The organism is Jeotgalibacillus alimentarius (assembly GCF_000829445.1).
In the GTDB taxonomy this organism is placed as follows: Bacteria; Bacillota; Bacilli; order Bacillales; family Jeotgalibacillaceae; genus Jeotgalibacillus; species Jeotgalibacillus alimentarius.
This window is the reverse complement of record NZ_JXRQ01000015.1, coordinates 27520-50840: the sequence shown is the minus strand read 5'-3', so window position 1 is coordinate 50840 and position 23321 is coordinate 27520. Positions and strand designations below refer to the sequence as shown.

Here is a 23321-nt window from a genome sequence, read left to right as displayed (position 1 = left end):
AACGATGCGCAGTAAATATCTAATGATCGCAGCGGGGGCATCTTTGATTGTGGTCTTGACCTATCTCTTCATCACCCTGTATATGAATGATTATCAAAAGGACCTTCTGGCTGAACAGGATGAAATTTTTGAGAAACAGGAAGCAGCTTCTAATTTAGCTGATTCATTGAATGAAGTATTTTTCAGAGCGCGGGGTGTCTACGCTTTTCAGTCTGAATTTGAGCGTGAACGCCTGAGTGAGGCGCTCTTAGAGTATGATCAAGCAGTTAGAGAGTATGAAGTGCTCGAGTTAACCGGCGGCGAACAGCTAATGGTGAGTGAACTAAGAGGTTTCATGCAGGAGTATGAAACAGTCACTTTGCCAGCTGCACTCAATCTTGCAGAACAGGGAGACTATGAATCGTTAATAACGTTGTCTCAAACCGGAGTGAACCTGGCTGTGAATGACTTTGTGAGCTATACAAAACAGACTGAGTCAGCACTTGAAAACAGAATGAGTGAAGTAACTGAGCAATCTATTAATAGTATGACATCAGCCTTTACACTATCACTTGTGATTACAGGTCTATTAGTTTTATTGATTATTCTTTTTTTATGGAGAACCATTCATTCCATTGTCAAACCAATTGAAAAGCTGCATAAAGCAGCACTTGATGTACAGCATGGAGGGAAACCGATCATCGAAACATCCAGTCGTAATGATGAGCTCGGATCATTAACAGACAGTTTTATCGATATGACTGCTTATCTTCAGCAGAACGAAGAGGAGCTTCAGGCGCAAAATGAAGAGTTGATTGCGCAACAGGAAGCGATGCATGAGCAGCAGGATCAGCTGGCTGTAACACTGGCTGAAACGCAGGAGACAAAGGGACGTCTGGAGATTTTTAATGATTTGAATCATGTGCTGTCAAATACGTCTAACCGTTATAAGTTCCTTGACGAAATGGTCCGCCATATGGAAAGGCTGTATGCGTTTGATCAGGTGATGATGTATATGGCTGACCGGTCAGCATATTCTGCTATCAATGTTCCGGCAGAAAAAATCAATCAGATTCTGCAGGCTCCTCTATATTCTGACGAGAGAGGCATGAGAGTGCGCAAACGGCTTGCAAAATCAGAGGAGGACAGCCTCCATACAGTCAAAAGTTATGTCTATGATCTGACGGCAGAAATTACAAATGCCACTGGTGAGACAATCGGGGTCTTCCGGGCGAACCGGTACGGCCGGCCATTCGGTGAGGACGAGTGTGAAGAGATTGAAGGACTTGTTAAGCGTATGTCTATTGCGTTTGAACGTCTGCTGGCTTTTGATGAAATTAAATATGCCAGAGAGCTGACGCAGGATATGCTTGATAATATGACTGAAGGGCTGCAGTTGATTAATAAAGACAGATGCATGGTTCAGCATAATCAGGCATTATGCAGGCTGCTGAACATAGATCCCACAGAAGAGGAAAAAAATGAGTGTGATGAATGGCTTGGGAGGATCGCTTCAAGTGTAAATGAAGAAGACGAATTGAAAGACTTCTTTGAATCCTCTATCCAATCCTCATTCAACGGTACAAGGTCAATCAGGTATACATTAAAAACCAGTGATGAGTCACTAAGAGTATTTGAAGTATACGGGATGTCAGTCTACAGAGATAGAGAATGGACAGGGACAATCTTTGTTCACCGTGATATCACAAAAGATTATGAAGTAGACCAGATGAAATCTGAGCTGGTCAGCACAGTGAGTCACGAACTGAGGACCCCTCTTTCAAGTGTACTTGGATTTGCTGAACTTCTTCTAACAAAAGAAATGAAGCCTGAGAAGCAGAAGCGCTACATTGAAACCATTCATAAAGAAGCGAAGAGACTGACAAACCTGATTAATGATTTCCTTGATCTGCAGCGGATGGAGTCAGGCAGGCAGGAATATCATATGAATGAAGTCAGGCTTGATGAATTAGTGGTGGACATTCTTGAAAAGGTGAATATTCCTGCGACTCATGCACTGATCCTGAAGGATCAAATGGACAACAATGTGATTCTTGGAGACAGGGAAAGATTGACGCAGGTCATGACGAACCTTCTAAACAATGCAGTAAAATTCTCACCGCAGGGCGGGGATATTATTGTGCTGTTATGTAATCGAAGTGGCAGGGCATGTGTGAGCGTGGAAGATCAGGGGATCGGGATACCTGAAGGTGAAATGAACCATTTGTTCCAGAAGTTCAGACGTGTTGATAACAGTGAAACGCGCAAAATTGGTGGAACTGGACTTGGCCTTGCGATCTGTAAGGAGATCGTGCAGCGCCATGATGGGGATATTTATGCCACGAGTGAACCTGGCCATGGATCAGCTTTTCATATAGAGCTGCCACTTTTGCGGGAAAATCGGAGTCACTCCATTTCAGGAAATGAAAAAATTCTTCTCCTTGAAGATGATCCGAGCCTTGCGCTATTAATCGCTGATGAATTAAAATCAAACGGCTTTTCCGTTATTCACCATTATCAGCCTGAAAGAGCGATCGAAGCTGCTGCAACCGGGACTTTTTCAGGCATTGTTGTTGACCTGATGCTTGGAGATGGTCTGAACGGATGGGATGTGATCAGACAAATCCGGGAGCAGGAAGAAAACGAAGCACTGCCAATCGTAGTGTCCTCTGCATTAGATGAAGACACTGAAAAAGTAAGGCAATATCACATTACAGCTTACTTAACAAAGCCATACCCGCCTGAAGCACTTTCAGCAGCTTTTAGAAAATAATTCTCTAAAAGTATTACAGGTCACATCATCCGATTTACCGGTCACAAGCGCTGATCACGGCAAGAAAGGTTATCAGCTTTTAACACATTCCAAAGAATATAAATAGAGAATCAACCCCGGACATTCTTACTCAGGATGTCCGGGGTTTTTAATTGATCAAAAAATGGGTTTCTATCTCTTTTTAAAGAATATTCAGTATACCTTTTTCAATTCATAATCGTTTAACGTACAATAGAAGAAATAGACAGCAGGAGGAAATCATCATGGCGACACATCACATAGAAGCATCCGATAAGGTATTGCATGGCTCATTCAGCCCGGAACATAAACCGGTTCTGACAATCAGCACCGGGGACAGCGTTACGCTGAATACAATTGGTCTTGAATGGGGTCTGAAGCATAAAGATGGAAGCACGGTTTCTTTTCGCTCAAGCACAAAAGAAAAGAAACCGGGTCACCCGCTGATCGGTCCAATCAAAGTAAAAGGAGCCAGGCCCGGGATGATGCTTGCAGTCAGGATAAACAAAATCGTTCCAGGCTGGTACGGCTGGAATGCAGGGGGCGGTTCAGATGCCTGGCAGAATGAGCAGGCTGATATTTCAAGTGAAGATAAGACGGTTCTTAACTGGGAACTTGACGTTGAAAATATGATTGGAAAAACAATCATAGGAACGAGGGAATTTCAGGTTCCACTGTCGCCATTTATGGGTGTCCTTGCGAATGCGCCGGCTGAAAAAGGTACACACTCCACGATTCCACCACGCTATTGCGGTGGAAATATTGATTGTAAGGAACTCGTTGAAGGAAGCACGATCTACCTGCCGGTTGCAGCAGATGGTGCACTGTTTTCTGTAGGTGATGGACATGCCGCTCAGGGGGACGGGGAGATCTCCGGTACAGCGATCGAATGTCCGATGGATGAAGTCAGTATGACATTTACACTGTTTGAAAATCAGACGATCAGTTTGCCGCGTGCTGACACGCCGTCCGGATGGCTGACATTCGGCTTTCATGAAGATCTGGATCAGGCGGCAGGGATCGCGCTGAAGGAAATGATTGATTTCATGCAGGAACGCTTTCAGGTAAGCAGGGAGGAAGCCATGGCGCTTGGCAGTACGGTAGTAGATCTGCGGATCACGCAGATTGTGAATCAGGTAAAAGGTGTACATGCTGTCCTGCCGCACGGTGTGTTAGAAGTAAAAACAAGTGATGATGCGATCAGATAGCATTTTAGAAAGGGGGAGATAATTTAATGCAGGTCAGACAAATGAAAGAGGAAGAGTACGATTTCTTTTTAGATATGCTGTATGAATCAATCTATATGACTGAAACTAAGCCGCCAAGAGAAGCACTGCTGGAATCTGAAGGATTGAAAAAATATCACGAGAATTGGGGACGTCCGGGAGATGAGGTGCTGGTTGCTGAAAAGGAAGGAGAGCTGGTTGGTGCAGTCTGGTACCGGCAGTTCACTGAGGAACATCAGGGATATGGATTCGTCAGTCCGGATATACCGGAGATCGGCATGGCAGTAAAAGCTTCAGAAAGAGGGAAAGGAATCGGCAGAAGGCTGCTTGAGGAAATCGTCGCTTTCGCTATGAGCCAAGGGCATGAAGCGTTGTCCCTGAGTGTGGATCCGTTTAACCATCATGCTTTTAAGCTGTATAAAAGTGTAGGGTTTTATAAGGTGGGGACGTCCGGAACATCTGTAACGATGCAGGCATCACTTGTGGAAGCAGACCGGAAAATCAGGGGAATCACTAAAGTGAAAGACCTCAGCCGCAGCATGTCAAAAGAACAGCGGCAGACCCGGATCAGTAAAGTGGCGATCGGAGCAATTTGTCTATTGTCAGGTGTCATCCTCATGGCGGGTTCATGGATTGCATCCGCCATATACGCTTCAGCGATGACTTCGTGGGATGGAAGATTCGGCTTGTTTTACTCAGCCATGCTTGAGACAAGTGTGATTCCGCTTATTCTCAGTGCAGCGCTGGTCATCTGCGGTCTTATATTAATTTTAAACGAAAGAGAAATATGGCATTCACATAAAGGAGAGATGTAAATGATTAACGTAGCAATGTTAAGCCGGTGGCATGTTCACGCGGATGATTACATAAAAGAGGCACTAAACCATCCCGAAATTAACGTAACAGCGATCTGGGATGAAGATCGTGTGAGAGGTGAAAAATGGGCAAGTGAGCAGGGAATCCCATTTACAGAAAATCTGGAGGATGTCCTGAGTGATCCGGACATTCATGCTGTGATTGTTGATACACCTACTGTGATGCATAGAGATGTAATCATAAAAGCTGCGCAGCACGGGAAGCATATTTTCTCTGAAAAGGTACTCGGCCTTACTGAACAGGAATGTGAAGACATGTTTGCAGCAGTGGACGTGGCAGGCGTTCATCTGATGCTATCGCTGCCAAGATTGTCTGCAGATTACTATGTATATGGACAGCAGTTAGCGGATGAAGGGAAGCTTGGAAAAGTGTCTGCAATCAGATGCCGGGTTGCCCATAATGGTGCTGTTCCCGGTGAAAACGGTCAGGGATGGCTACCGCCGCATTTCCTCAAAAAAGACGGAACGGCCGGCGGTTCATTGATTGACCTCGGCGCACATCCGATCTACCTTGCGAACCGGTTATGTGGTGAGCCTGTGGAAGTAAAAGCAATGTTTCAGCATGTCTATGGCCATGAGGTGGATGACCAGTCAGCTGTGCTGGTCAAATATGAAGGCGGTCAGGTAGCCGTCCTTGAAACGGGCTTTGTCACGAGTGGATTATTCCAGCTTGAAATTCACGGATCTGAAGGCGTGTATCTAGTGGAAGATCGTCATGCCCGCTATAAAAATGCTGAAACGGACGGAAAATGGATAGAAGCTGAACTGCCTGAAAACCTTCCGAGTGCAATGTCCCAGTGGGTTAGACAGATTGAGGAGGGGCAGGTTCCTTTTATCACGAGACAAGATATGCGCAGACTGACAAAAGTAAATGAGCTGGCTTATCAGCAGTCATAATCATACAGAAGCAGGGACGTCAAATCCCTGCTTCCGTTTTTCTTTGAATAGAAAGAATTACAATCGACATCATCAGCAGACATACGCCTGTCCACGAAAGCAGTGACAATGTTTCACCTACAATTGCAACGCCTAACAGTGCAGCAGTCATCGGCTCAGCAAGAGACAGGGTTACAGCAGTGGACGGTTTTATGCCCTGCAAACCTCTTGCGAATAAAAGATAAGCAAAGGCTGTGGCGATGACCCCGATATAGAGTCCTGTCCCAAGTCCTTCAGGGGTTGCGATCCAGTCCAGGTCAAAGAAAAACAAGACTGGGGAAAGCAGTACAGCGGCAAGTGTGAACACGACTGCAGTGACCGTATCAGGCGGATGGCTGTTCAGCAGTTCTTTGCTGACAATCGTATATGTCGCAAATGCTGTTCCGGCACCAAGTGCAAGCAGCATCCCAACCGGATCAACCGTAATCGCCTGTGGATTGGCAAATAGAAACACACAGCCGGTGATGGCAGTGAAGGTAGCGGCCCACCACTTTCTGTCAGGGATTCTTTTATATAATAGCCATTCCAATAGCCCTGCAATGACCGGCGCTGAGCCGATTGCAGTGACTGTGCCGACTGCAACTCCTGTCATCAGAACAGCTGAAAAAAAGAAAGGCTGATAAAATGCCATACAGCATGCAGCTGCAATGAGTGTTGGCAGAGGCCAACCTGACAGTGAAAAGTTCTTTTGCAGGATTGAAAATAGCAGCAGTGCACCACCGCCTATACATAATCTGAAAGCGCCGAATGCGACAGGATGGGTGCCATCAGGCGCGAATGACTGGGCAGTACCCGTCGTCCCCCACAGCATGGCAGCAAATAATACAAATAAAGTAGAAGCAGATCTCAACGTACTCACCCGGATTTCGTTTTCTTCCAGTATACGGGTAATATTGCAAATCTGTAAGAGGTGAATGAAGTTGGAGAACGGAAAGTGGACAGACCATCTGATCTATTCGATTTATGCAGACGAATAAAAGCGCCTATACGGCGCTTTTTTCTCTGTCTTTTTTATTCTTACGCGTTCTTTTAATATCGAGCCAGATCCCAAGTGCGATCGCAATCCATAAAAACGGCTGATCTATACTGAGCGGTGTATCTGTTTCTCCACCAATAAGCTGAAGAAAAACGACCAGTACTGAAAAGTAAATTGTTACCGGCAGACCGACCAGTTCGTCACGCTTTGATGCTTTTGGATCAAACGTTACAATAGATACGGCTATAAAGACAAAAAACAGAATAAACAACAGACCCGTTGTCAGAAAAGGTGTGACCTCCGGAAAGAAAAACCGCACGAAAACCATTGTAAGAGCGGCGAGTGCGAGAAGAGAGCTAACCCGGTTTAACCATAATTTCATTGTATGTCCTCCTGATATTTCTCTTATCAGTATAGAAGAAAAAAGGGTCAGGAAGCAAAAACTTTTCTCTTGACTATATGCCCCTGGGGGTATAATATAATCAATGTAAACTTTACAAGGTGGTGTTGAAGTGGAATTTGTTCTTGCAGCAGCAGTTATTGTACTCATTATTTCATTCTATAAGCGCTATGCGCCGGTCAGCGGTGTGGAATGTATTCCGGAAGACCAGCTGAATCATTCAGATATGATTGTAGACTTAAGACCATATAACGATCCGACTGTTAACCATCACTCACCGTTTCAGCATGTTCCATATGCTTATCTGAAACGCTTTTATAAAGAATTACCTATAGAAAAGATTCATATTATTGCTTCAGATCAGGTTGACTTGAAGCTGGGTATCCGTTTTTTAAAACGCAAAGGATATCGGGTGGAGAAGATGACACTGCTTCAGCAGTCGCAGCCTGGAATGATTAAATTTAAAAAATGCGGAGGTTATTAAAATGAAATCAATGATGCCAACAGAAGTAGAACAGAAATTAAATGCTAATGAAGAGATTCATATTATTGATGTAAGAGAAGCTGAAGAAGTGCAGGGCGGTAAGGTTCCTGGCGCTGTAAATATTCCGCTTGGGCTGCTTGAATTCCGTAAGCAGGAGCTTGATAAATCAAAGGAATATATTGTGGTATGTGCTTCAGGAGGCCGCAGTACGATGGGCACGCAGTATCTTGAAGGACAGGGCTTTAACGTAACGAATATGTCAGGCGGTATGATGAACTGGCAGGGTAAAACTGAATAAGCGGATATGAAAAGAGAGCGGGACGCATTGGTCCTGCTCTCTTTTTTCATGAATTTACTCTGTTGAAATTGGCTGGTGATTTCCGCTGCAGGGGGACGTTTTCCGCATGAGCCGTCTTTTGGCTCCGATTCAATCGGCATCCTCGCCGCTTTGCGCCTGCGGGGTCTCACCTGTCCGGCTTCTCCTGCTGGAGTCGCCCCTTCCGCTCCAATCATCAGCTGTATTAAAACAAAAATAGACTTTAATATGGCTAATAAATCAATATCCTCTATCATAATCCACAAGGTTTTTGTGTAACTTCTCGTCTTTAATGAACGATTGCAGATTAGGAACAAGGATGTCCTTGATTACCCGGTCATTATAGTATTCTGTTGACCCTGCTGTATGCGGCGTGATAATGACGTTTTCCATTTCCCAAAGCGGGCTGTCTTCCGGCAGTGGCTCTGTTGCGAATACATCAAGACCGGCTCCGGCGATTTTTCCTTTCTGAAGCGCTGAGGTCATTGCCTGCTCATCAATAATTTCCCCGCGTCCGATATTAACAATAAAGCTGCCGTCTTTCATTGCTGCAAAGGTCTGTTTCTTAAAAAGACCTTCAGTTTCACGCGTAAGTGGTAACGTGATCACTGTATAATCACAATCCGGTAAAATGTCTTCGAGCTGATCCAGCTTATACATATGATCAAAATACTCTTCCTCTTCACCACTTCTGCGGAACCCGGCAACTTCCATGCCAAATGCTTTCGCGATTTTAGCCGTTTCCTTACCAATGGCTCCTGCACCTAAAAGAGCCAGCTTTTTACCGTGTAGTTCAAGCTTCAGCCCTGCATGATGCCACTTCTTTTCCTGCTGCTGTCTTGTGTATGTATGAATCTTACGGGTCCAGCCTAGCAGCATGGCAAAAATCGTTTCAGCAATCGGAAATGCATGTACGCCGTTTGCGCTTGTCAGGTGAATACCGTGCTTCTCGAATTCGTCAAGCGGGTGGCTATCGATTCCTGCACTCCAGGACTGTACCCATTTAAGATTTTCAGCCTGTTCAAGGTATGGGGTCATCGCGTTTTTCCAGCCTGCAACAACTGCTGCATCAGACATGTGAGGTCCCCACTTTTCTTCATCTTTCCCTGTCACAACAGTCCACCCCGGCACTGCCTCTTTTACTTCGCTTATCAAATGTTCTTCAAGGTCATGAGCAATAATGATTTTTTTCTCCATTTTATGTCCTCCTAAATTTTACTGTCATAATAGATAAATTCCACATTTATCTCCTTTTCAACCGTCAATCTCACAAAAGAAAACTGTTTCTGTCTTCTTTTATCAGTCGGAGAACCGGGATTCAGCACCTGAACACCGTCAATCGTTTTGAAGGAAGGGATATGGGAATGACCATATATGATCATATCAAGATCGTCCTTCATAAACGCATCAAGCGCTCTCTTTTCAGTCGTTTTCCCTTTACCATGACCGTGTACAAGCCCGATCCTGAAACCACCGGCCTGTATAATCTCCTTTTCCGGAAAACGCTTTGTTAGTTCCTGATCATCTGCATTTCCGTACACTCCTTCAACAGGAGCGAAACGTCCAAGTTCCTGAACTGTATCAAGTGTGTTAAAGTCCCCTGTATGAATAATCAGATCTGCCGACTGGCATTCTGTCTTCAGGCGGGGCGGAAGTGCCTTTGCCATCCGTGGCATATGAGTGTCTGATACAACAATGATTTTCAAATCTTTCACACCTTTGTTTTCAACGTGTTAAACTAACATTAATTATCAATCAATTCTGAAGGAACGTAAAGGAGATCAATATATGGAGTTATATCAGGGAGAAGTTGTCAGAAAATCTGACAACGCTAAAATCCAGTATGTCATCAGGCAGATGACAGAAGATCATTTTGATGAATTTAAATCTTTTCAGCAAAAAGTGGTATCAGGCATTGAAGATGCTTCTTCACTTCAACCATTAACAGATGAAGAAATTTTATATGTATCAGGAGAAGGCGGGATCCTGCTTGGTGTCTATGCAGAAGATAAGTTGATTGCTGTGCGTGCACTTCTTTTCCCGGGAGATGATGAAGAAAACCTTGGCCGTGATCTCGGTCTCTCATATGATGAGCAAATGAGAGTGGTCCATCAGGAAATTTCTCTTGTAGATCCTGATTACCGCGGGAACGGGCTTCAACAGGTTATGGCCAAAGTGATTATGCAGGAACTGAAATTCACCCACACTTATTTTGAACATCTCTGCTGTACCGTTTCACCAACTAATATTCCAAGTATGAGGGATAAATTCAAACAGGAAATGATTGTGGTGGATGTGAAGGTGAAATACGGAAATATGCCCCGGTATATTTTCTATAAACCGCTTAAACAGAAACTTTTCATTGATAAAGATTCATATATTTTTGTCAGAACTGATAAAGCAAAAAGACAAAAAGACTTCCTGGCTGCAGGCTATGTAGGAGTAGGGATCAGCCGGACAAAACTCGGCACATGGCTTGCAATGGCAAGGTTAAAAGAATCAGTATAAATGTTTAAATGGAAAATGGAAGGGTAGACTCCTATATATACAAAACATCAACAGGAGGCTACTTACCATGGCGCAAAATTATAATACGAAAAATGACAACAGCAGTAAATTATTAATGGGTGTACTTGTAGGAGCAGCAGTAGGCGCTGCAATTGCACTGCTTGACAGCAACACCAGAGAACAGGTGAAGACAGGAAGCAGAAACGTCGGTTCATCAACAAGCGGATTTGTACGCAATGTAAAAGATAATCCGGGCGAGTTCAAAAACGACCTTTCAAGCCGTTTCCAGTCAGCTGTCTCTACGCTGAAAAATGCAATGAATGAAGCTCAGTCATTATATGAAAAAGTAAATGAAGACGTAGTTCCTCAGGTAGAAGCAATCCGTGAGAGTGCTTCAGACATCGTTGATACAGCGAAAGAAGCGACAGAAGATGCGAAAGATATCGGCGGACAGGTTGCCGATGCAGGATCTGAAGTGAAAGAAGGCGTTTCGTCTTCAGCAGGAACAACAGGTTCTACAGGATCTTCAAACTCAAATGACTCAGTTGTACAACTGAACAAAAAGAGCCAAAACACAGTAGATGCATCACCACAAGGGGATATCCCGGGTGACGTTGGCCGTGATAAATAATGAATAGTAAAAAGGAATCGCCGGTGGCGATTCCTTTTTTGGTGGCACAGCAGGGACGGAGCTTACTGTGCTAAAATTGTAGTTATTATAAAAATGGCACACTAAGGGACGGAGTGAAGTGTGCCACAATTAGAATGATTATTAAAATGACTCACTCAGCTCCGTCCCTCCTGTGCCCCCTATAAAAATAACAACCCTGCCACAGCCCCACTCAATACAACGACCCATGGCGGCAGCTTCCAGAACACAAGCATGCTGAATAAAAATGCTGCCAGGACAAAGTGAATCGGCTCTAAAATAGAGCTTGTCCAGATTGGGAAATAGAAGGCTGAGATCAAAATGCCGACTACTGCTGCGTTCACACCCATGAATACAGCTTTCATTTTAGGGTTAGTTCTAAGTGCATTCCAGAATGGCAGGGCACCAAGAATAAGCAGAAATGCCGGCAGAAAGATTGCGGCTGTAGCCAGCAGGCCGCCCTGCCATCCGCCGATTACAGCTCCGATATAAGCAGCAAAGGTAAAGAGCGGACCTGGAACTGCCTGTGCAGCACCATACCCTGCAAGGAATTGTTCTTCAGTCAGCCATCCTGTTGGTACAAATTCACGCTCCAGTAAAGGGAGTACGACGTGACCGCCGCCAAATACAAGTGAACCTGAGCGGTAGAAACTGTCGAACATTGCAATCCAGTTAGCCGAAGTTATTTCCCGGGCAATCGGGAGGACTGCAAGTAATATAAAGAACAATGCCAGAAAAACAGCGCCGAGTTTTTTAGAAACCGGAAATTTGAATTCCGGGTTTTTTTCTGTGGTATCACCTTTGAACAAAAAGAAACCGGCAATACCTGCGATGATAATCACCACAACCTGACTGACTGTTGTCTGCCAGAGCAGTGTGACAGAGAGCGCAAGAAGTGCCATCGCTTTGCGCTGAAGGTCAGGGGTCAGATTTTTAGCCATACCCATGATCGCGTGCGCAACAACTGCTACTGCGACAATCTTAAGTCCTTGAAGCCACCCTGCATCTGATACGTCAAAGTTTGATACGATCATGGCAAAAATAATTAAAACGATCACTGATGGCATCGTGAATCCAATAAATGAAACGACGCCTCCAAGCAGGCCGCCGCGCATGACACCTATCCCAATCCCGACCTGTGAGCTTGCAGGACCCGGCAGAAACTGACTGAGTGCGACAAGGTCAGCATACGTTTTATCAGTCATCCATTTACGTCTTTCAATATATTCATCTCTGAAATATCCGAGATGGGCGATCGGTCCGCCAAATGAAGTCAGACCGAGCCTCAGCGATACGAGTAAAATTTCGAGTAATGATCCCTGTTTCTTCATATGAATCTCCCTTCTAGTCTTTAATTTCCTTAAATAGTTCATAAGCTTTACTTCTTGCTTCAGCTAATACCTCTATGCCACGCGTTGTGGCGGTATAGTATTTTCTGATATGACCGTCAACTTTCCGTTCTTTTTTTAACAGAAGCCCGTCTGCTTCCATTGAATGAAGAATCGGATAAAGTGTGCCTGCACTGATTTCATATCCGTGCTCATGCAATTCTTCTGTCATCCATGCGCCGTATACAGGGTGCTCTGAAGCGTGATGAAGAATATGAATCTGAATAAAGCCAAGAAATAGTTTTCGCAGTATTTTATCATCCATATGCAGCCCTCCAATGTAGAATCGGTATTCGATATCGAAAATCGATATTAGAAGTTTAACAGGGAGATGAAGTATTGTGAAGGAGTTAGTGTGCATCTTTATATAACGTTTATAATTGAACTTTGCTCATATAAAAAACCTTCGCAATGCTTGCGAAGGTTTTGGATAGATTAATTTGTAGATTGTGCAAGACGAACGAGCAGGTGTGCCAGCTGGTGGCGCTGATCTTTATCGCCAAGCTTCCATAGTTCCTGAAGAAGCTTTTCCTCACGATTGCGGGGTTCTTCATTTTTAGCCAGGTAATCGCCGACTCTTTCAGCACCTTTTGCAAGTGCTTCTTCACCAAGACCCAGCTTTTCACCTTTAGATACCTGATCACCTAAGTAGTCTTTAAAGCGGTCAAAGCTCTGCAGAATTTCTTCTTTCTTTTCAGGCTCGGTCTGACGTGCTTCCTTTTCAACCTTGTTTTCGATATCCATGATAAAACCTCCTGTAAATTATTACTGTATGTTCTAGTAGATGGTTTCCCGGCTCACAATCTTTCAAACATCGAAATAAATAAGAATTATATGAAATATCAAGCGATTACCTTGTAGTAGCAATGAATAACTGCTATCTTAGTAAAAAACTATTTGTATTGGGGGCGGATCAGTTGCATCAAGAACGATACTCACGTCAGGAGCTTTTTAAGCCGATTGGAACTAACGGTCAGCAGGAACTCGGTGAAAAGCACGTGTTGATTATTGGTGCTGGTGCGCTCGGAACAGGGGCTTCAGAATCACTGGTCAGAGCGGGTGTAGGAAAGATCACGATCATCGACAGGGACTATGTTGAATGGAGTAACCTGCAGCGCCAGTCTTTATACAGCGAAGAGGATGCACGCAAAAAAATGCCAAAAGCGATCGCGGCGAAATACCGTCTTGAACAGGTAAACAGCTACGTGGAAATACAGGCGATTGTCGCAGATATCACGTATGAAGATCTGCTGAAATATGCTGAGAATAGTGATTTGATCATAGATGCGACTGATAATTTTGAAACGAGGTTCGTGATCAACGATGTAGCGCAAAAATTAGAACTTCCTTGGATATACGGGGCATGCGTGGGCAGTACGGGGATGAGTTTTACCGTTATCCCGGGTGTGACACCATGCTTTAACTGCTTATGGGAGACGACACCGCCTACCGGCCAGACTTGTGATACGGCAGGGATCATCAGTCCAGCTGTCATGATGGTAACTGCACACCAGACAGCTGATGCACTGAAGATTCTGTCTGGAAACACAGATGCACTCAGTGGCAGGCTCGTCACATTTGATGTATGGCAAAATGATTACCAGTCAATTGGTGTCTCAAGAATGAAAAAGGCGGATTGTCCTTCATGCGGGGAGGAACCGACATATCCTTACCTGACAATGGAGTCAGCGATGAAAACGGCTGTGTTATGCGGAAGAGATACAGTTCAGATCAGACCTGCTGAGAAGAAAGCAGTAGACCTTGGTGATTTACATACAATCTTTTCAACGCAGGGGCTGCCTGTTCAGTATAATCAGTTTCTGATCAGTATCACCTTTGATCCATATAGAATGATCATTTTTAAAGATGGCCGTGTACTCATTCACGGTACGAGTGATAAAACAGAAGCGAAGAAAGTGTATCATAGAGTGTTTAATTAAACCTTTTTACAACTAAAAGAAAGATGGCGCTTGAGAAAAAGAGCGCCATCTTTCTTTTTAAATGGAATAAACACTTACAACATAAACAATATAGGCAATCAGCACAATTGTGGAATTGGCGATCTCAAAGATACCGATCTGTTTCGGTGTATAAGATTTTCCCCAGAACCAGATTGCTCTGCCGAGACTGATGAGCAGAACGGCTCCCAGTATAGGATGCCATAAAAACATAAGACCTGTAATCAGTAAGTGATAACCAAAAGACAGGTTTCTGTAGAAAGTGCTTTTCTTTTCCCGAATCATCGTTTTTACAAAAAAGGCGGATCCTGAAAAAAATAAAAACGGTAGAATAAAAGCACTGAAATGGTATGCTTCGCTCCCGATATAAGCTGAAATCATGCCCGCGAGTGAGAATATTGCAATACCGGATAAGTCATTTAATATATGTCTTTCCTTCTTCAATTTTACAAAAGTCAGAGAAACGAGCAGAAGAGGGAGCATAGCTGAAAACAATAAAATCACGCCTGGGTTATAGAGCGTTGGAATGATAAAAAACAAACCGGCAGTAAACCCCATCAGAATGGTTGTGTTGCGATATTCTTTCCTCTTTGCGGGGCGTTTATACCAGAACAAAAGCTGCTCACTCATAAAAAAGATGATCAGCCAGCCGGTAAAGAAAAATAAATGCTGCCAGGTAAAGGTGCTATAAAATAATCCAAGCACGGGAGGAAAGGTTAACATGGCCCAGGTTCCGTGCTGGGAAGGTTTATTGAAAGCAAACATGGCTTTGTGCCTCCATCTTCATTTATCCGCCAAGGAGAAATTTTTCTTCGTCCCGGCTGTGGTGTTCATTAATCACAGTCAGTGCCTCAAATTGTGTCAGCACCTCCAGGGTATCAAAATCCCCCTCAAGCGCAGGTTCGATATCTGCTGCGATTTGTCGCATCAGATCGTGGTCCCGCGTCAGCTTAATCACTGCATCTTTTAAGTCCGGATTCTTTTCCACACATTCAGCATAAAAACCATGATCTTCTTCTTCAGCATCTGCATGGCTGATAATCCGGTTTTTCCAATAATCAAGCAGTGCCTTCATCTGGCTGCGGATTTCTTCTTTCGGTGCCTGATCTGAGATCGCTTCTTTTAATCCCATCGTCATCTGAACTGCTCCGGCAAGTCCTCCTGAGTGAATAGCATGATGAGCATGAAGCTGTTTGAGTGATGGTCCTGTCATTGTATGTCCTCCTCTGCTATATACTTCTTTTGAAATTAGCTTATCACAGTTTAATTGAATAAAAGATAAGGGGAATCCCTACATTTCCAGAGTGAAAACCGGAGTAGGCAGATTCTCAATTCAAAATAGGAAGCCCCCTTCTGCATTTAAAGGGAACCTCCCGATGTGCCTGAATACAGGCTAAAGTACGATAGAGACAGATATACAAAAGATCCGTTAAGGAGGAGTACGAGAATGCAACCTATTTCAGCACAGACAAATGTATCTGATATTGTATCTGCCTTACCACAGTCAAGTGACCTTTTTCGTGAGTTAAGAATCGATTTCTGCTGCGGAGGGAAAGTGCCATTAAGTGAAGCAGCTGCAAAGAGAGGTCTGGATCCTGAACTTGTGCTAAAAGAATTGAAGGCCATAGAAACATCCAGACAGCATTATGCCGGGATCCGCCCAGGCACATTGTCTGAGGAAGAATTAATTCACTACATTCAACTCAAGCATCACCGTTATCTGAAAGAAGAACTCCCGGCATTAAAACCGTATTTGACTAAAGTATCAAGAGTTCACGGAGAGGCACATCCTCATTTAAATATGATTAATGATTTGTTTGATGAATTAAAAAGAGAATTAATCGACCATACGGCTGACGAGGATGAGCGGGTTTTTCCAGCGGTCATCTCTTACTTGAAAGAACCTTCAGTTGAAGCTAAGGCCATTATAGAACTGCAATTGTCAGAGCTTGAGAGCGAACATGAGGCTGCGGGTGGTGTTCTTCAGGAAATCAGAATGCTGACGAATGATTTTACTCCGCCACCGGGTGCGTGTGGGACATACCGGCTTGTTTATCAGCGGCTTGCAGAATTGGAAAGAGATACGCATGAACACATACATTTAGAGAATAATATTTTATTTGAGAGAGTGAAAGCAGCACTTTAAATCCGGACAGGACCATTGGGAAGATCATCTATTCTCAGTGGTCCTGTTTTTTTACAAATCAAGGGATTAACCGTGTCCATATAGGACTTTCCCTAATAGTTTCATATACGTATTTTCCTCATACTGAACTTATTCATACATGTAATTGTTTTTCCTGCAAGTGATGCAATCAGATAAGGAGTGATTGAACAGTGGTCAAACGAAAGTTCGGACTCGGGATGAAGTTTTTTAAACCGACAGAAAGATATTCAGGTAACTGGTCGATTTTAGAAGAAAAAAATAGAGAATGGGAGAATATGTACCGTCAGAGATGGTCACACGACAAAGTAGTCAGAACAACGCACGGAGTAAACTGCACGGGATCTTGCAGCTGGAAAGTGTTTGTGAAGAACGGGATTATTACCTGGGAAAACCAGCAGATCGATTATCCTTCATGCGGTCCGGATATGCCTGAATTTGAACCGAGAGGCTGTCCGCGTGGTGCCTCGTTCTCCTGGTATGAGTACAGCCCGCTCCGCGTGAAATACCCTTATATGCGCGGCAAGCTCTGGAAGCTGTGGCAGGAAGCAAAAGAAGTACACAAAGATCCGGTCAAAGCATGGGCGAGTATTACTGAGGATAAAGAGAAATCAATGCTCTATAAAAAAGCACGCGGAAAAGGCGGTCATGTCCGGGTTGCGTGGGAAGCAGCACTAGAACTGATTTCAGCTCAACTGATCTACACGATTAAAAATCAGGGTCCGGACAGAATCGCAGGCTTCACACCAATTCCTGCCATGTCAATGATCAGCTATGCTTCAGGCGCACGATTTATTAACCTGCTTGGAGGTGAAATGCTGAGTTTTTATGACTGGTACGCTGACCTTCCACCATCTTCACCTCAGATTTGGGGAGAGCAGACGGATGTGCCTGAGTCATCTGACTGGTATAACGCGGGTTATCTGATTATGTGGGGATCAAACGTCCCGTTAACACGTACGCCGGACGCGCACTTTATGACTGAAGTCCGTTATAAAGGAGCAAAAGTGGTTTCAGTCGCACCTGATTACGCTGAAAACGTTAAGTTTGCAGATAACTGGCTGGCACCGAATCCGGGAACAGATGCCGCAGTCGCACAGGCAATGACACATGTGATTCTTGATGAATTTTACGAAAAGAAAAAAGAACCATTATTTATCAACTACGCTAAGCAATACACAGATATGCCGTTTATGATCATGCTTGAAAAAGAAGGAGATGCGTTAAAAGCAGGAAGGTTTCTGCGTGCAGCAGATCTGGGTCAGGATGTGGAACATGCTGACTGGAAGCCGGTTCTGTTTGATGAATCCGTGAATGAACTGATCGTGCCAAATGGGACGATGGGTCAGCGCTGGGAAGAAGAAAAGGATTGGAACCTGATTCTTGAAAAAGAAGATGGGTCATTTGTACAGCCGGCACTCACAATGAGTGAGCATGGCGGAGAATGGAAAGAGATTTTATTCCCATACTTTGATCAGGCCGGCAATGGTACGTTCAGGCGCTCGATCCCGGTTAAAGAAGTAACGCTGGCTGACGGAACAACAGCAAAAGTAGCAACAGTCTATGACCTGATGATCAGTCAATACGGTGTGCAGAAAGCAGGAAGTCAGCACACAGCAGCAGATTATGAAGATGCTGCTTCACACTATACACCTGCATGGCAGGAAAAAATCACTGGCGTGAAAGCTTCTGTTGTTACACAGGTGGCACGGGAGTTTGCTCAGAATGCTATTGATACTGATGGCAGATCGATGATTATTATGGGCGCCGGAATTAATCACTGGTTCAACAGTGACACCATCTACCGCGCAATTCTGAATCTGGTGATCTTAACGGCTTCGCAGGGTAAAAATGGCGGCGGCTGGGCTCACTATGTCGGGCAGGAGAAATGCCGTCCGATTGAAGGATGGTCATCCATTGCATTTGCGAAAGACTGGCAGGGACCACCGCGCCTGCAGAACGCAACTTCTTATTATTACTTTGCAACCGATCAGTGGAAGTATGAAGAGATGGGAACTGACTCATTGAAATCGCCACTTGGAGATAAGGTGCGCTATCAGCATCCTGCAGATTATAACGTTCTTGCTGCAAGACTTGGCTGGCTGCCTTCCTATCCGCAGTTCAATCAGAACAGCCTGAAGCTTGCTGAAGAAGCAAGAAAAGCGGGTGCGAAATCAAAAGAAGAGATGATCAGGCATACAGTCGACAAACTTGTAAACGGTGATATGAACTTTGCAATTGAAGATCCGGATGCTGAAGAAAACTTCCCGCGTACACTGTTTGTCTGGCGCTCAAATCTGATTTCAAGCTCCGCAAAAGGTCAGGAATATTTTATGAAGCATTTACTTGGGGCTTCAGACAGCATCCTTGCTGAGCCGAATGAAGATGAGAAGCCTGAAGAAGTGAAATGGCGCGAGGATGTAGAAGGGAAGCTGGATCTGCTTGTTGCACTTGATTTTCGAATGACTTCGACACCGATGTATGCAGATATCGTGCTGCCTGCAGCGACCTGGTATGAGAAAACAGATTTATCATCAACAGATATGCACCCATTCGTTCATCCATTTAACCCGGCTGTAGATCCGCTTTGGGAATCAAGATCAGACTGGGATATTTACCGGACGCTTGCAAAGAAATTCTCAGAAATGGCAGAAATGCATTTGCCGGGAGTATATGAGGATATTGTAACGGCACCGCTTGGACACGATTCTCCAAATGAAATTGCTCAGCCAAACGGAATCGTAAAAGACTGGAAAAAAGGTGAGATTGAAGCGATTCCAGGTAAGACCATGCCTAATATTCAGATTGTGGAGCGGGATTATACGAAAGTTCATGATAAATACATTACGCTTGGCCCGAATATCAGCACAGGTAAAGTAGGGGCGCACGGCGTGAACTTCCCTGTAGCAGAAGAATATGAAGAATTGAAACTGATCAATGGTGTACATCATGATGAAACGATGAAAAACGGAATGCCGAAGCTGATCACTGCCAGACATGTCGCAAATGCCATGTTGCATATTTCTTCAGCTACAAACGGTGCGGTTGCTGAAAAGGCATGGGAAGCACAGGAAAAAGATACAGGTGTTGCACTGAAAGACATATCAGCAGACAGAAAAGCAGAGAAAATTACCTTTGAACAGATTACAGCACAGCCGAGAGAAGTGATTCCAACACCTGTGTTCAGCGGATCTAACAAAGGTTCAAAGCGTTACTCACCATTTACAACCAATATAGAAAGACATGTGCCATTCCGTACATTAACAGGCAGGCAGCATTTTTATATTGATCATGAAATTTTCCTGCAGTTCGGTGAATCACTGCCAATCTATAAGCCGACACTGCCTCCGATGGTTTTTGGACACAGGGATAAGAAGATTTCAGGAGAAGAAAGCACACTGATTCTGCGTTATCTGACACCGCACGGTAAATGGAATATTCACAGTACGTATCAGGATAACCTTCATATGCTGACATTGTTCCGCGGGGGACCTGTGGTATGGATTAACAATATAGACGCAGAGAAACATGATATTCAGGATAACGAATGGCTTGAAGTGTATAACCGTAATGGCGTTGTCACAGCACGTGCAGTTGTCAGCCACAGAATGCCTGAGGGAACGATGTTTATGTATCATGCGCAGGATAAGCACATTAACGTTCCGGGTTCATCCATTACCGGAGAACGCGGCGGCAGTCATAATGCACCAACCAAAATCCATGTGAAACCCACACAGATGGTGGGCGGTTATGCGCAGCTGAGTTACGGGTTCAACTATTATGGGCCAATCGGAAATCAGCGTGACGTGTATGTAGCTGTCCGTAAACTGAAGGAGGTAGACTGGCTTGAAGATTAAAGCACAAGTAGCAATGGTAATGAATCTTGATAAATGTATCGGTTGTCATACATGCAGTGTGACGTGTAAGAGCACCTGGACGAATCGTCCAGGTGCAGAGTATATGTGGTTTAACAATGTGGAAACGAAGCCCGGGATCGGTTATCCGAAGCAGTGGGAAGACCAGGAGAAATATAAGGGCGGCTGGCAGATGCGAAAAGGAAAGCTTGAGCTGAAAGCCGGTACTAAACTTTCAAAAATGGCACTCGGCAAAATCTTTTATAATCCTGATATGCCTGAAATGAAAGATTACTATGAGCCATGGACTTATAACTATGAGCATCTGACAAATGCAAAAGAACAGAAGTATCAGCCGGTTGCACGTCCACACTCAGCAATTACGGGAGAAAAAATGGACGTGGAATGGGGACCTAACTGGGAAGATGACCTTGCAGGCGGTCACATTACCGGTCCTGAAGATCCGAATATCAAAAAAATTGAAGAAGAAATTAAATTCAACTTTGAAAATGCATTTATGATGTATCTTCCGCGTCTGTGTGAACACTGTCTGAACCCGAGCTGCGTGGCATCATGTCCTTCAGGTGCAATGTATAAGCGTGATGAGGATGGGATTGTGCTTGTGGACCAGGAAGCATGCAGAGGCTGGCGTTATTGCATGACGGGCTGCCCGTACAAAAAAGTGTACTTCAACTGGAAGACAAATAAAGCTGAAAAGTGTACATTCTGCTTCCCGAGAATTGAATCAGGACTGCCGACTGTATGCTCTGAGACTTGTACAGGAAGAATCCGTTATCTTGGTGTGCTGCTGTATGATGCAGACCGCGTGCTTGAAGTTGCGTCTACCCCTGATGAAAAGGATCTATATGAAGCACAGCTTGGTCTGTTCCTGGATCCGAATGATCCTGAAGTCATTGAACAGGCGAAAAAAGATGGCATTAACCAGGACTGGATTGAAGCTGCACAGAATTCACCAGTGTACAAACTTGCAATTGATTACAAGCTTGCTTTCCCGCTTCATCCGGAATACCGTACGCTGCCAATGGTATGGTATGTACCGCCGCTCAGTCCGATTATGAGTTACTTTGAAGGGAAAGATTCAATTAAGAATCCTGACGCTATCTTCCCGGCAATCGAAGAAATGAGAACGCCGATTCAGTATCTGGCAAATATGCTGACAGCGGGTGACACAGAGTCAGTGAAAGGGGCACTTCAGCGTATGGCAATGATGAGATCATATATGCGTGCATTATCAAGCGGAAAAGAGTTCGATGAAGAGAGACTTGAGCGTGTAGGGCTGTCTGCATATGGAACGCAGCAAATGTACAGACTCCTTTCAATCGCTAAATATGAAGATCGCTTTGTGATTCCGACTTCACACAGAGAAGGATACATGGACCCTTACCGTGCCCAGGGTTCAGAGGGCTATGACATGGGCTGTGATGGATGTGGACCTGCTATGCCAGCTGGAAAATCAGGCAAAGAAATTTACGAGGAAAACTTCTATGGAGGGATCTGGCGTGATTAACCTGGAGAAGCTTGAATCATTTAAAGAAGCCTTTCATTTCTTTGCTCATCAGCTATCCTACCCTGAGAAGCTGACCTTCCATCCTGAATTTTTTGAAGCATCTGTTTCCCCGGATCTGCCGGGGAGTGAGCATATAAAAAGGTATTGGGATCAGGTCCATCGTATGAGTCTGGATGAACTGCGTGAAGCTTATACGACTGTTTTTGATTTTGAAAAAAGCTCTACGTTATATATGACATATTTTAAATTCGAGGATGGCAAGGAAAGAGGGCAGATGCTTGCGAAGCTGAAGGTTCTTTATGAAATGTTTGGTCTCGATATGCCTGGCAATGAACTGTCTGACTTTCTGCCGCTCATGTGTGAGTTTATTTATGCGGCAGACTGGAGCGGTGATGACCGTGCGCAAAGAAGCTTTCAAATCATGTTTGCAGTCCTTGAAGACGGCACATATAACCTGCTCAAATCATTAGAAAAAAGCAACGAGGCATATTACTTTCTAATTAAAGGGTTACGTGAATGCTTAAAGGCATGCGTCATCCCTCAGGAGGTCTCACCATCATGATTGACCAGTTTTTATGGGTTGTCATTCCATACATCTGTATTGCATCCTTCATTTTTGGCCATATATTCAGATTTAGACATGACCAATTCAGCTGGACAGCCAAATCCAGTGAATTTATTGAAAAGAAGCAGCTGATGATCGGCAGTCTGCTCTTTCATATCGGAATTATCCCCGTCATTTTTGGTCACGTGGCAGGGCTTGGTATTCCAAAAGAATGGATGCATGCAATTGGTGTGAATGATCATTTATATCATATAGGGGCAGTTTACATTGGAGGATTATTCGGAGTTATCACACTAGCCGGAATGCTGATACTGACCCTGCGTAGAATTACCAGAAAATCTGTCAGAAAACTGAGTACAAACTCTGATATTTTAGTTAATGTTTTGCTTTTATTCATTGTATTTATGGGTGTATATGCTACGCTAGTTACAAATAATATCCAGCACGACTTTGACTATCGTGAAACGATTTCTGTCTGGTTCAGAGGTCTTCTGATCTTTAACCCTGAGGCCGCTTATATGAGTGCTGTGCCGCTCTCATTCAAAATGCATGTGATGACAGGCTTTCTGATTTTCGGACTCTGGCCATATACAAGACTGGTTCATGTATGGAGTGTACCGGTTCATTATGTAGGCAGAAGTTATATTTTATACAGAAAACACCGTTCTCCTAAAAGAGCTTCTTAACCTTGAATGAAGCTCTTTGCAGGAGCGGTAACAAAGTG

Annotated in this window: 23 protein-coding genes; 14 read left to right on the top strand and 9 right to left on the bottom strand. The window is 44.2% G+C overall.

Annotated elements, in window-relative coordinates:
- The first annotated feature begins 4 nt into the window (after positions 1–4).
- From KP77_RS03960 to KP77_RS03945, 4 genes are all read left to right on the top strand, one after another.
- Positions 5–2752, top strand: a complete 2748-nt coding sequence (locus tag KP77_RS03960) for an ATP-binding response regulator (RefSeq protein ID WP_160289499.1) — start codon at positions 5–7, stop codon at positions 2750–2752.
- A 263-nt stretch (positions 2753–3015) separates the two neighbouring features.
- Positions 3016–3978 (top strand): acetamidase/formamidase family protein, encoded by a 963-nt coding sequence (locus KP77_RS03955; RefSeq protein ID WP_052473948.1) that lies wholly within the window; start codon positions 3016–3018, stop codon positions 3976–3978.
- A gap of 26 nt (positions 3979–4004) precedes the next feature.
- Positions 4005–4811 (top strand): GNAT family N-acetyltransferase, encoded by an 807-nt coding sequence (locus KP77_RS17480; protein ID WP_052473947.1) that lies wholly within the window; start codon positions 4005–4007, stop codon positions 4809–4811.
- The gene (locus tag KP77_RS03945) at positions 4812–5768 is read left to right on the top strand and encodes a Gfo/Idh/MocA family protein (RefSeq protein WP_041121426.1); all 957 of its coding nucleotides are present in this window, start codon (positions 4812–4814) and stop codon (positions 5766–5768) included.
- A 19-nt stretch (positions 5769–5787) separates the two neighbouring features.
- Here the strand turns inward: KP77_RS03945 and KP77_RS03940 are convergent, their stop codons facing one another.
- Together KP77_RS03940 and KP77_RS03935 are read right to left on the bottom strand one after the other, a co-directional pair.
- The gene (locus tag KP77_RS03940) at positions 5788–6657 is read right to left on the bottom strand and encodes an EamA family transporter (protein ID WP_041121425.1); all 870 of its coding nucleotides are present in this window, start codon (positions 6655–6657) and stop codon (positions 5788–5790) included.
- 133 nt (positions 6658–6790) lie between these two features.
- Positions 6791–7165, bottom strand: coding sequence for a hypothetical protein (locus KP77_RS03935; protein WP_041121424.1), 375 nt, complete (start codon positions 7163–7165; stop codon positions 6791–6793).
- A 130-nt stretch (positions 7166–7295) separates the two neighbouring features.
- Here KP77_RS03935 and KP77_RS03930 point away from each other — a divergent pair, with 130 nt between their 5' ends.
- Positions 7296–7667 carry a sulfurtransferase gene (locus KP77_RS03930; protein WP_200889045.1) on the top strand — a complete coding sequence of 124 codons (372 nt, stop codon included), beginning with the start codon at positions 7296–7298 and terminating at the stop codon, positions 7665–7667.
- A 1-nt stretch (position 7668) separates the two neighbouring features.
- Entirely contained in the window at positions 7669–7965 is a 297-nt protein-coding gene (locus tag KP77_RS03925; RefSeq protein WP_041121423.1) for a rhodanese-like domain-containing protein, read from the top strand.
- 258 nt (positions 7966–8223) lie between these two features.
- On the opposite strand, the gene KP77_RS03920 is transcribed toward KP77_RS03925, so the two are convergent.
- Positions 8224–9180, bottom strand: coding sequence for a D-2-hydroxyacid dehydrogenase (locus KP77_RS03920; RefSeq protein ID WP_041121422.1), 957 nt, complete (start codon positions 9178–9180; stop codon positions 8224–8226).
- Between the two features lie 11 nt (positions 9181–9191).
- On the bottom strand, positions 9192–9698 hold the full coding sequence (locus tag KP77_RS03915) for a metallophosphoesterase family protein (RefSeq protein ID WP_327063102.1): 507 nt from the start codon (positions 9696–9698) through the stop codon (positions 9192–9194).
- Positions 9699–9771: 73 nt separating this feature from the next.
- Here KP77_RS03915 and KP77_RS03910 point away from each other — a divergent pair, with 73 nt between their 5' ends.
- Positions 9772–10491 carry a hypothetical protein gene (locus KP77_RS03910; protein WP_052473946.1) on the top strand — a complete coding sequence of 240 codons (720 nt, stop codon included), beginning with the start codon at positions 9772–9774 and terminating at the stop codon, positions 10489–10491.
- A gap of 67 nt (positions 10492–10558) precedes the next feature.
- Positions 10559–11122: a hypothetical protein gene (locus tag KP77_RS03905; protein WP_052473945.1), complete on the top strand. Its 564-nt coding sequence runs from the start codon at positions 10559–10561 to the stop codon at positions 11120–11122.
- A 179-nt stretch (positions 11123–11301) separates the two neighbouring features.
- Here KP77_RS03905 and KP77_RS03900 read toward each other — a convergent pair whose 3' ends face one another.
- The 3 genes from KP77_RS03900 to KP77_RS03890 all read right to left on the bottom strand — a co-directional run bounded on the left by KP77_RS03900 (position 11302) and on the right by KP77_RS03890 (position 13272).
- Entirely contained in the window at positions 11302–12471 is a 1170-nt protein-coding gene (locus tag KP77_RS03900) for a chromate transporter (protein WP_041121420.1), read from the bottom strand.
- A gap of 13 nt (positions 12472–12484) precedes the next feature.
- A complete protein-coding gene (locus KP77_RS03895; RefSeq protein ID WP_041121419.1) occupies positions 12485–12793 on the bottom strand; it encodes a PadR family transcriptional regulator in 309 nt (102 codons plus the stop codon).
- Between the two features lie 170 nt (positions 12794–12963).
- The gene (locus tag KP77_RS03890; RefSeq protein ID WP_041121418.1) at positions 12964–13272 is read right to left on the bottom strand and encodes a DUF3243 domain-containing protein; all 309 of its coding nucleotides are present in this window, start codon (positions 13270–13272) and stop codon (positions 12964–12966) included.
- A gap of 122 nt (positions 13273–13394) precedes the next feature.
- On the opposite strand from KP77_RS03890, the gene KP77_RS03885 reads away from it, so the two are divergent.
- Positions 13395–14468, top strand: coding sequence for a MoeB/ThiF family adenylyltransferase (locus KP77_RS03885; protein ID WP_052473944.1), 1074 nt, complete (start codon positions 13395–13397; stop codon positions 14466–14468).
- A 57-nt stretch (positions 14469–14525) separates the two neighbouring features.
- Here KP77_RS03885 and KP77_RS03880 read toward each other — a convergent pair whose 3' ends face one another.
- Both KP77_RS03880 and KP77_RS03875 read right to left on the bottom strand, forming a co-directional pair.
- Positions 14526–15251: a YwiC-like family protein gene (locus KP77_RS03880; protein WP_041121416.1), complete on the bottom strand. Its 726-nt coding sequence runs from the start codon at positions 15249–15251 to the stop codon at positions 14526–14528.
- Positions 15252–15273: 22 nt separating this feature from the next.
- A complete protein-coding gene (locus KP77_RS03875; RefSeq protein WP_041121415.1) occupies positions 15274–15699 on the bottom strand; it encodes a hemerythrin domain-containing protein in 426 nt (141 codons plus the stop codon).
- Positions 15700–15933: 234 nt separating this feature from the next.
- On the opposite strand from KP77_RS03875, the gene ric reads away from it, so the two are divergent.
- From ric to narI, 5 genes are all read left to right on the top strand, one after another.
- Positions 15934–16632, top strand: a complete 699-nt coding sequence (gene ric, locus KP77_RS03870) for an iron-sulfur cluster repair di-iron protein (protein WP_041121414.1) — start codon at positions 15934–15936, stop codon at positions 16630–16632.
- Positions 16633–16850: 218 nt separating this feature from the next.
- Positions 16851–20507 carry a nitrate reductase subunit alpha gene (locus KP77_RS03865; protein ID WP_041121840.1) on the top strand — a complete coding sequence of 1219 codons (3657 nt, stop codon included), beginning with the start codon at positions 16851–16853 and terminating at the stop codon, positions 20505–20507.
- Entirely contained in the window at positions 20497–22032 is a 1536-nt protein-coding gene (narH, locus tag KP77_RS03860) for a nitrate reductase subunit beta (protein ID WP_041121413.1), read from the top strand. Before KP77_RS03865 ends, narH begins: the two co-directional genes overlap by 11 nt.
- Positions 22025–22594, top strand: a complete 570-nt coding sequence (gene narJ, locus KP77_RS03855; RefSeq protein WP_041121412.1) for a nitrate reductase molybdenum cofactor assembly chaperone — start codon at positions 22025–22027, stop codon at positions 22592–22594. Before narH ends, narJ begins: the two co-directional genes overlap by 8 nt.
- Positions 22591–23283 (top strand): respiratory nitrate reductase subunit gamma, encoded by a 693-nt coding sequence (narI, locus tag KP77_RS03850; RefSeq protein WP_200889044.1) that lies wholly within the window; start codon positions 22591–22593, stop codon positions 23281–23283. The genes narJ and narI overlap by 4 nt, the downstream gene beginning before the upstream one ends.
- Positions 23284–23321: the final 38 nt, after the last annotated feature.

Bases quoted from the DNA above. Each gene is read 5' to 3' on its own strand.
- KP77_RS03960 (WP_160289499.1), top strand. From the start codon at position 5: ATGCGCAGTAAATATCTAATGATCGCAGCGGGGGCATCTTTGATTGTG.
- KP77_RS03955 (WP_052473948.1), top strand. From the start codon at position 3,016: ATGGCGACACATCACATAGAAGCATCCGATAAGGTATTGCATGGCTCA.
- KP77_RS17480 (WP_052473947.1), top strand. From the start codon at position 4,005: ATGCAGGTCAGACAAATGAAAGAGGAAGAGTACGATTTCTTTTTAGAT.
- KP77_RS03945 (WP_041121426.1), top strand. From the start codon at position 4,812: ATGATTAACGTAGCAATGTTAAGCCGGTGGCATGTTCACGCGGATGAT.
- KP77_RS03935 (WP_041121424.1), bottom strand. From the start codon at position 7,165: ATGAAATTATGGTTAAACCGGGTTAGCTCTCTTCTCGCACTCGCCGCT.
- KP77_RS03925 (WP_041121423.1), top strand. From the start codon at position 7,669: ATGAAATCAATGATGCCAACAGAAGTAGAACAGAAATTAAATGCTAAT.
- KP77_RS03920 (WP_041121422.1), bottom strand. From the start codon at position 9,180: ATGGAGAAAAAAATCATTATTGCTCATGACCTTGAAGAACATTTGATA.
- KP77_RS03910 (WP_052473946.1), top strand. From the start codon at position 9,772: ATGGAGTTATATCAGGGAGAAGTTGTCAGAAAATCTGACAACGCTAAA.
- KP77_RS03905 (WP_052473945.1), top strand. From the start codon at position 10,559: ATGGCGCAAAATTATAATACGAAAAATGACAACAGCAGTAAATTATTA.
- KP77_RS03900 (WP_041121420.1), bottom strand. From the start codon at position 12,471: ATGAAGAAACAGGGATCATTACTCGAAATTTTACTCGTATCGCTGAGG.
- KP77_RS03895 (WP_041121419.1), bottom strand. From the start codon at position 12,793: ATGGATGATAAAATACTGCGAAAACTATTTCTTGGCTTTATTCAGATT.
- KP77_RS03890 (WP_041121418.1), bottom strand. From the start codon at position 13,272: ATGGATATCGAAAACAAGGTTGAAAAGGAAGCACGTCAGACCGAGCCT.
- KP77_RS03885 (WP_052473944.1), top strand. From the start codon at position 13,395: ATGAATAACTGCTATCTTAGTAAAAAACTATTTGTATTGGGGGCGGAT.
- KP77_RS03880 (WP_041121416.1), bottom strand. From the start codon at position 15,251: ATGTTTGCTTTCAATAAACCTTCCCAGCACGGAACCTGGGCCATGTTA.
- KP77_RS03875 (WP_041121415.1), bottom strand. From the start codon at position 15,699: ATGACAGGACCATCACTCAAACAGCTTCATGCTCATCATGCTATTCAC.
- ric (WP_041121414.1), top strand. From the start codon at position 15,934: ATGCAACCTATTTCAGCACAGACAAATGTATCTGATATTGTATCTGCC.
- KP77_RS03865 (WP_041121840.1), top strand. From the start codon at position 16,851: ATGAAGTTTTTTAAACCGACAGAAAGATATTCAGGTAACTGGTCGATT.
- narI (WP_200889044.1), top strand. From the start codon at position 22,591: ATGATTGACCAGTTTTTATGGGTTGTCATTCCATACATCTGTATTGCA.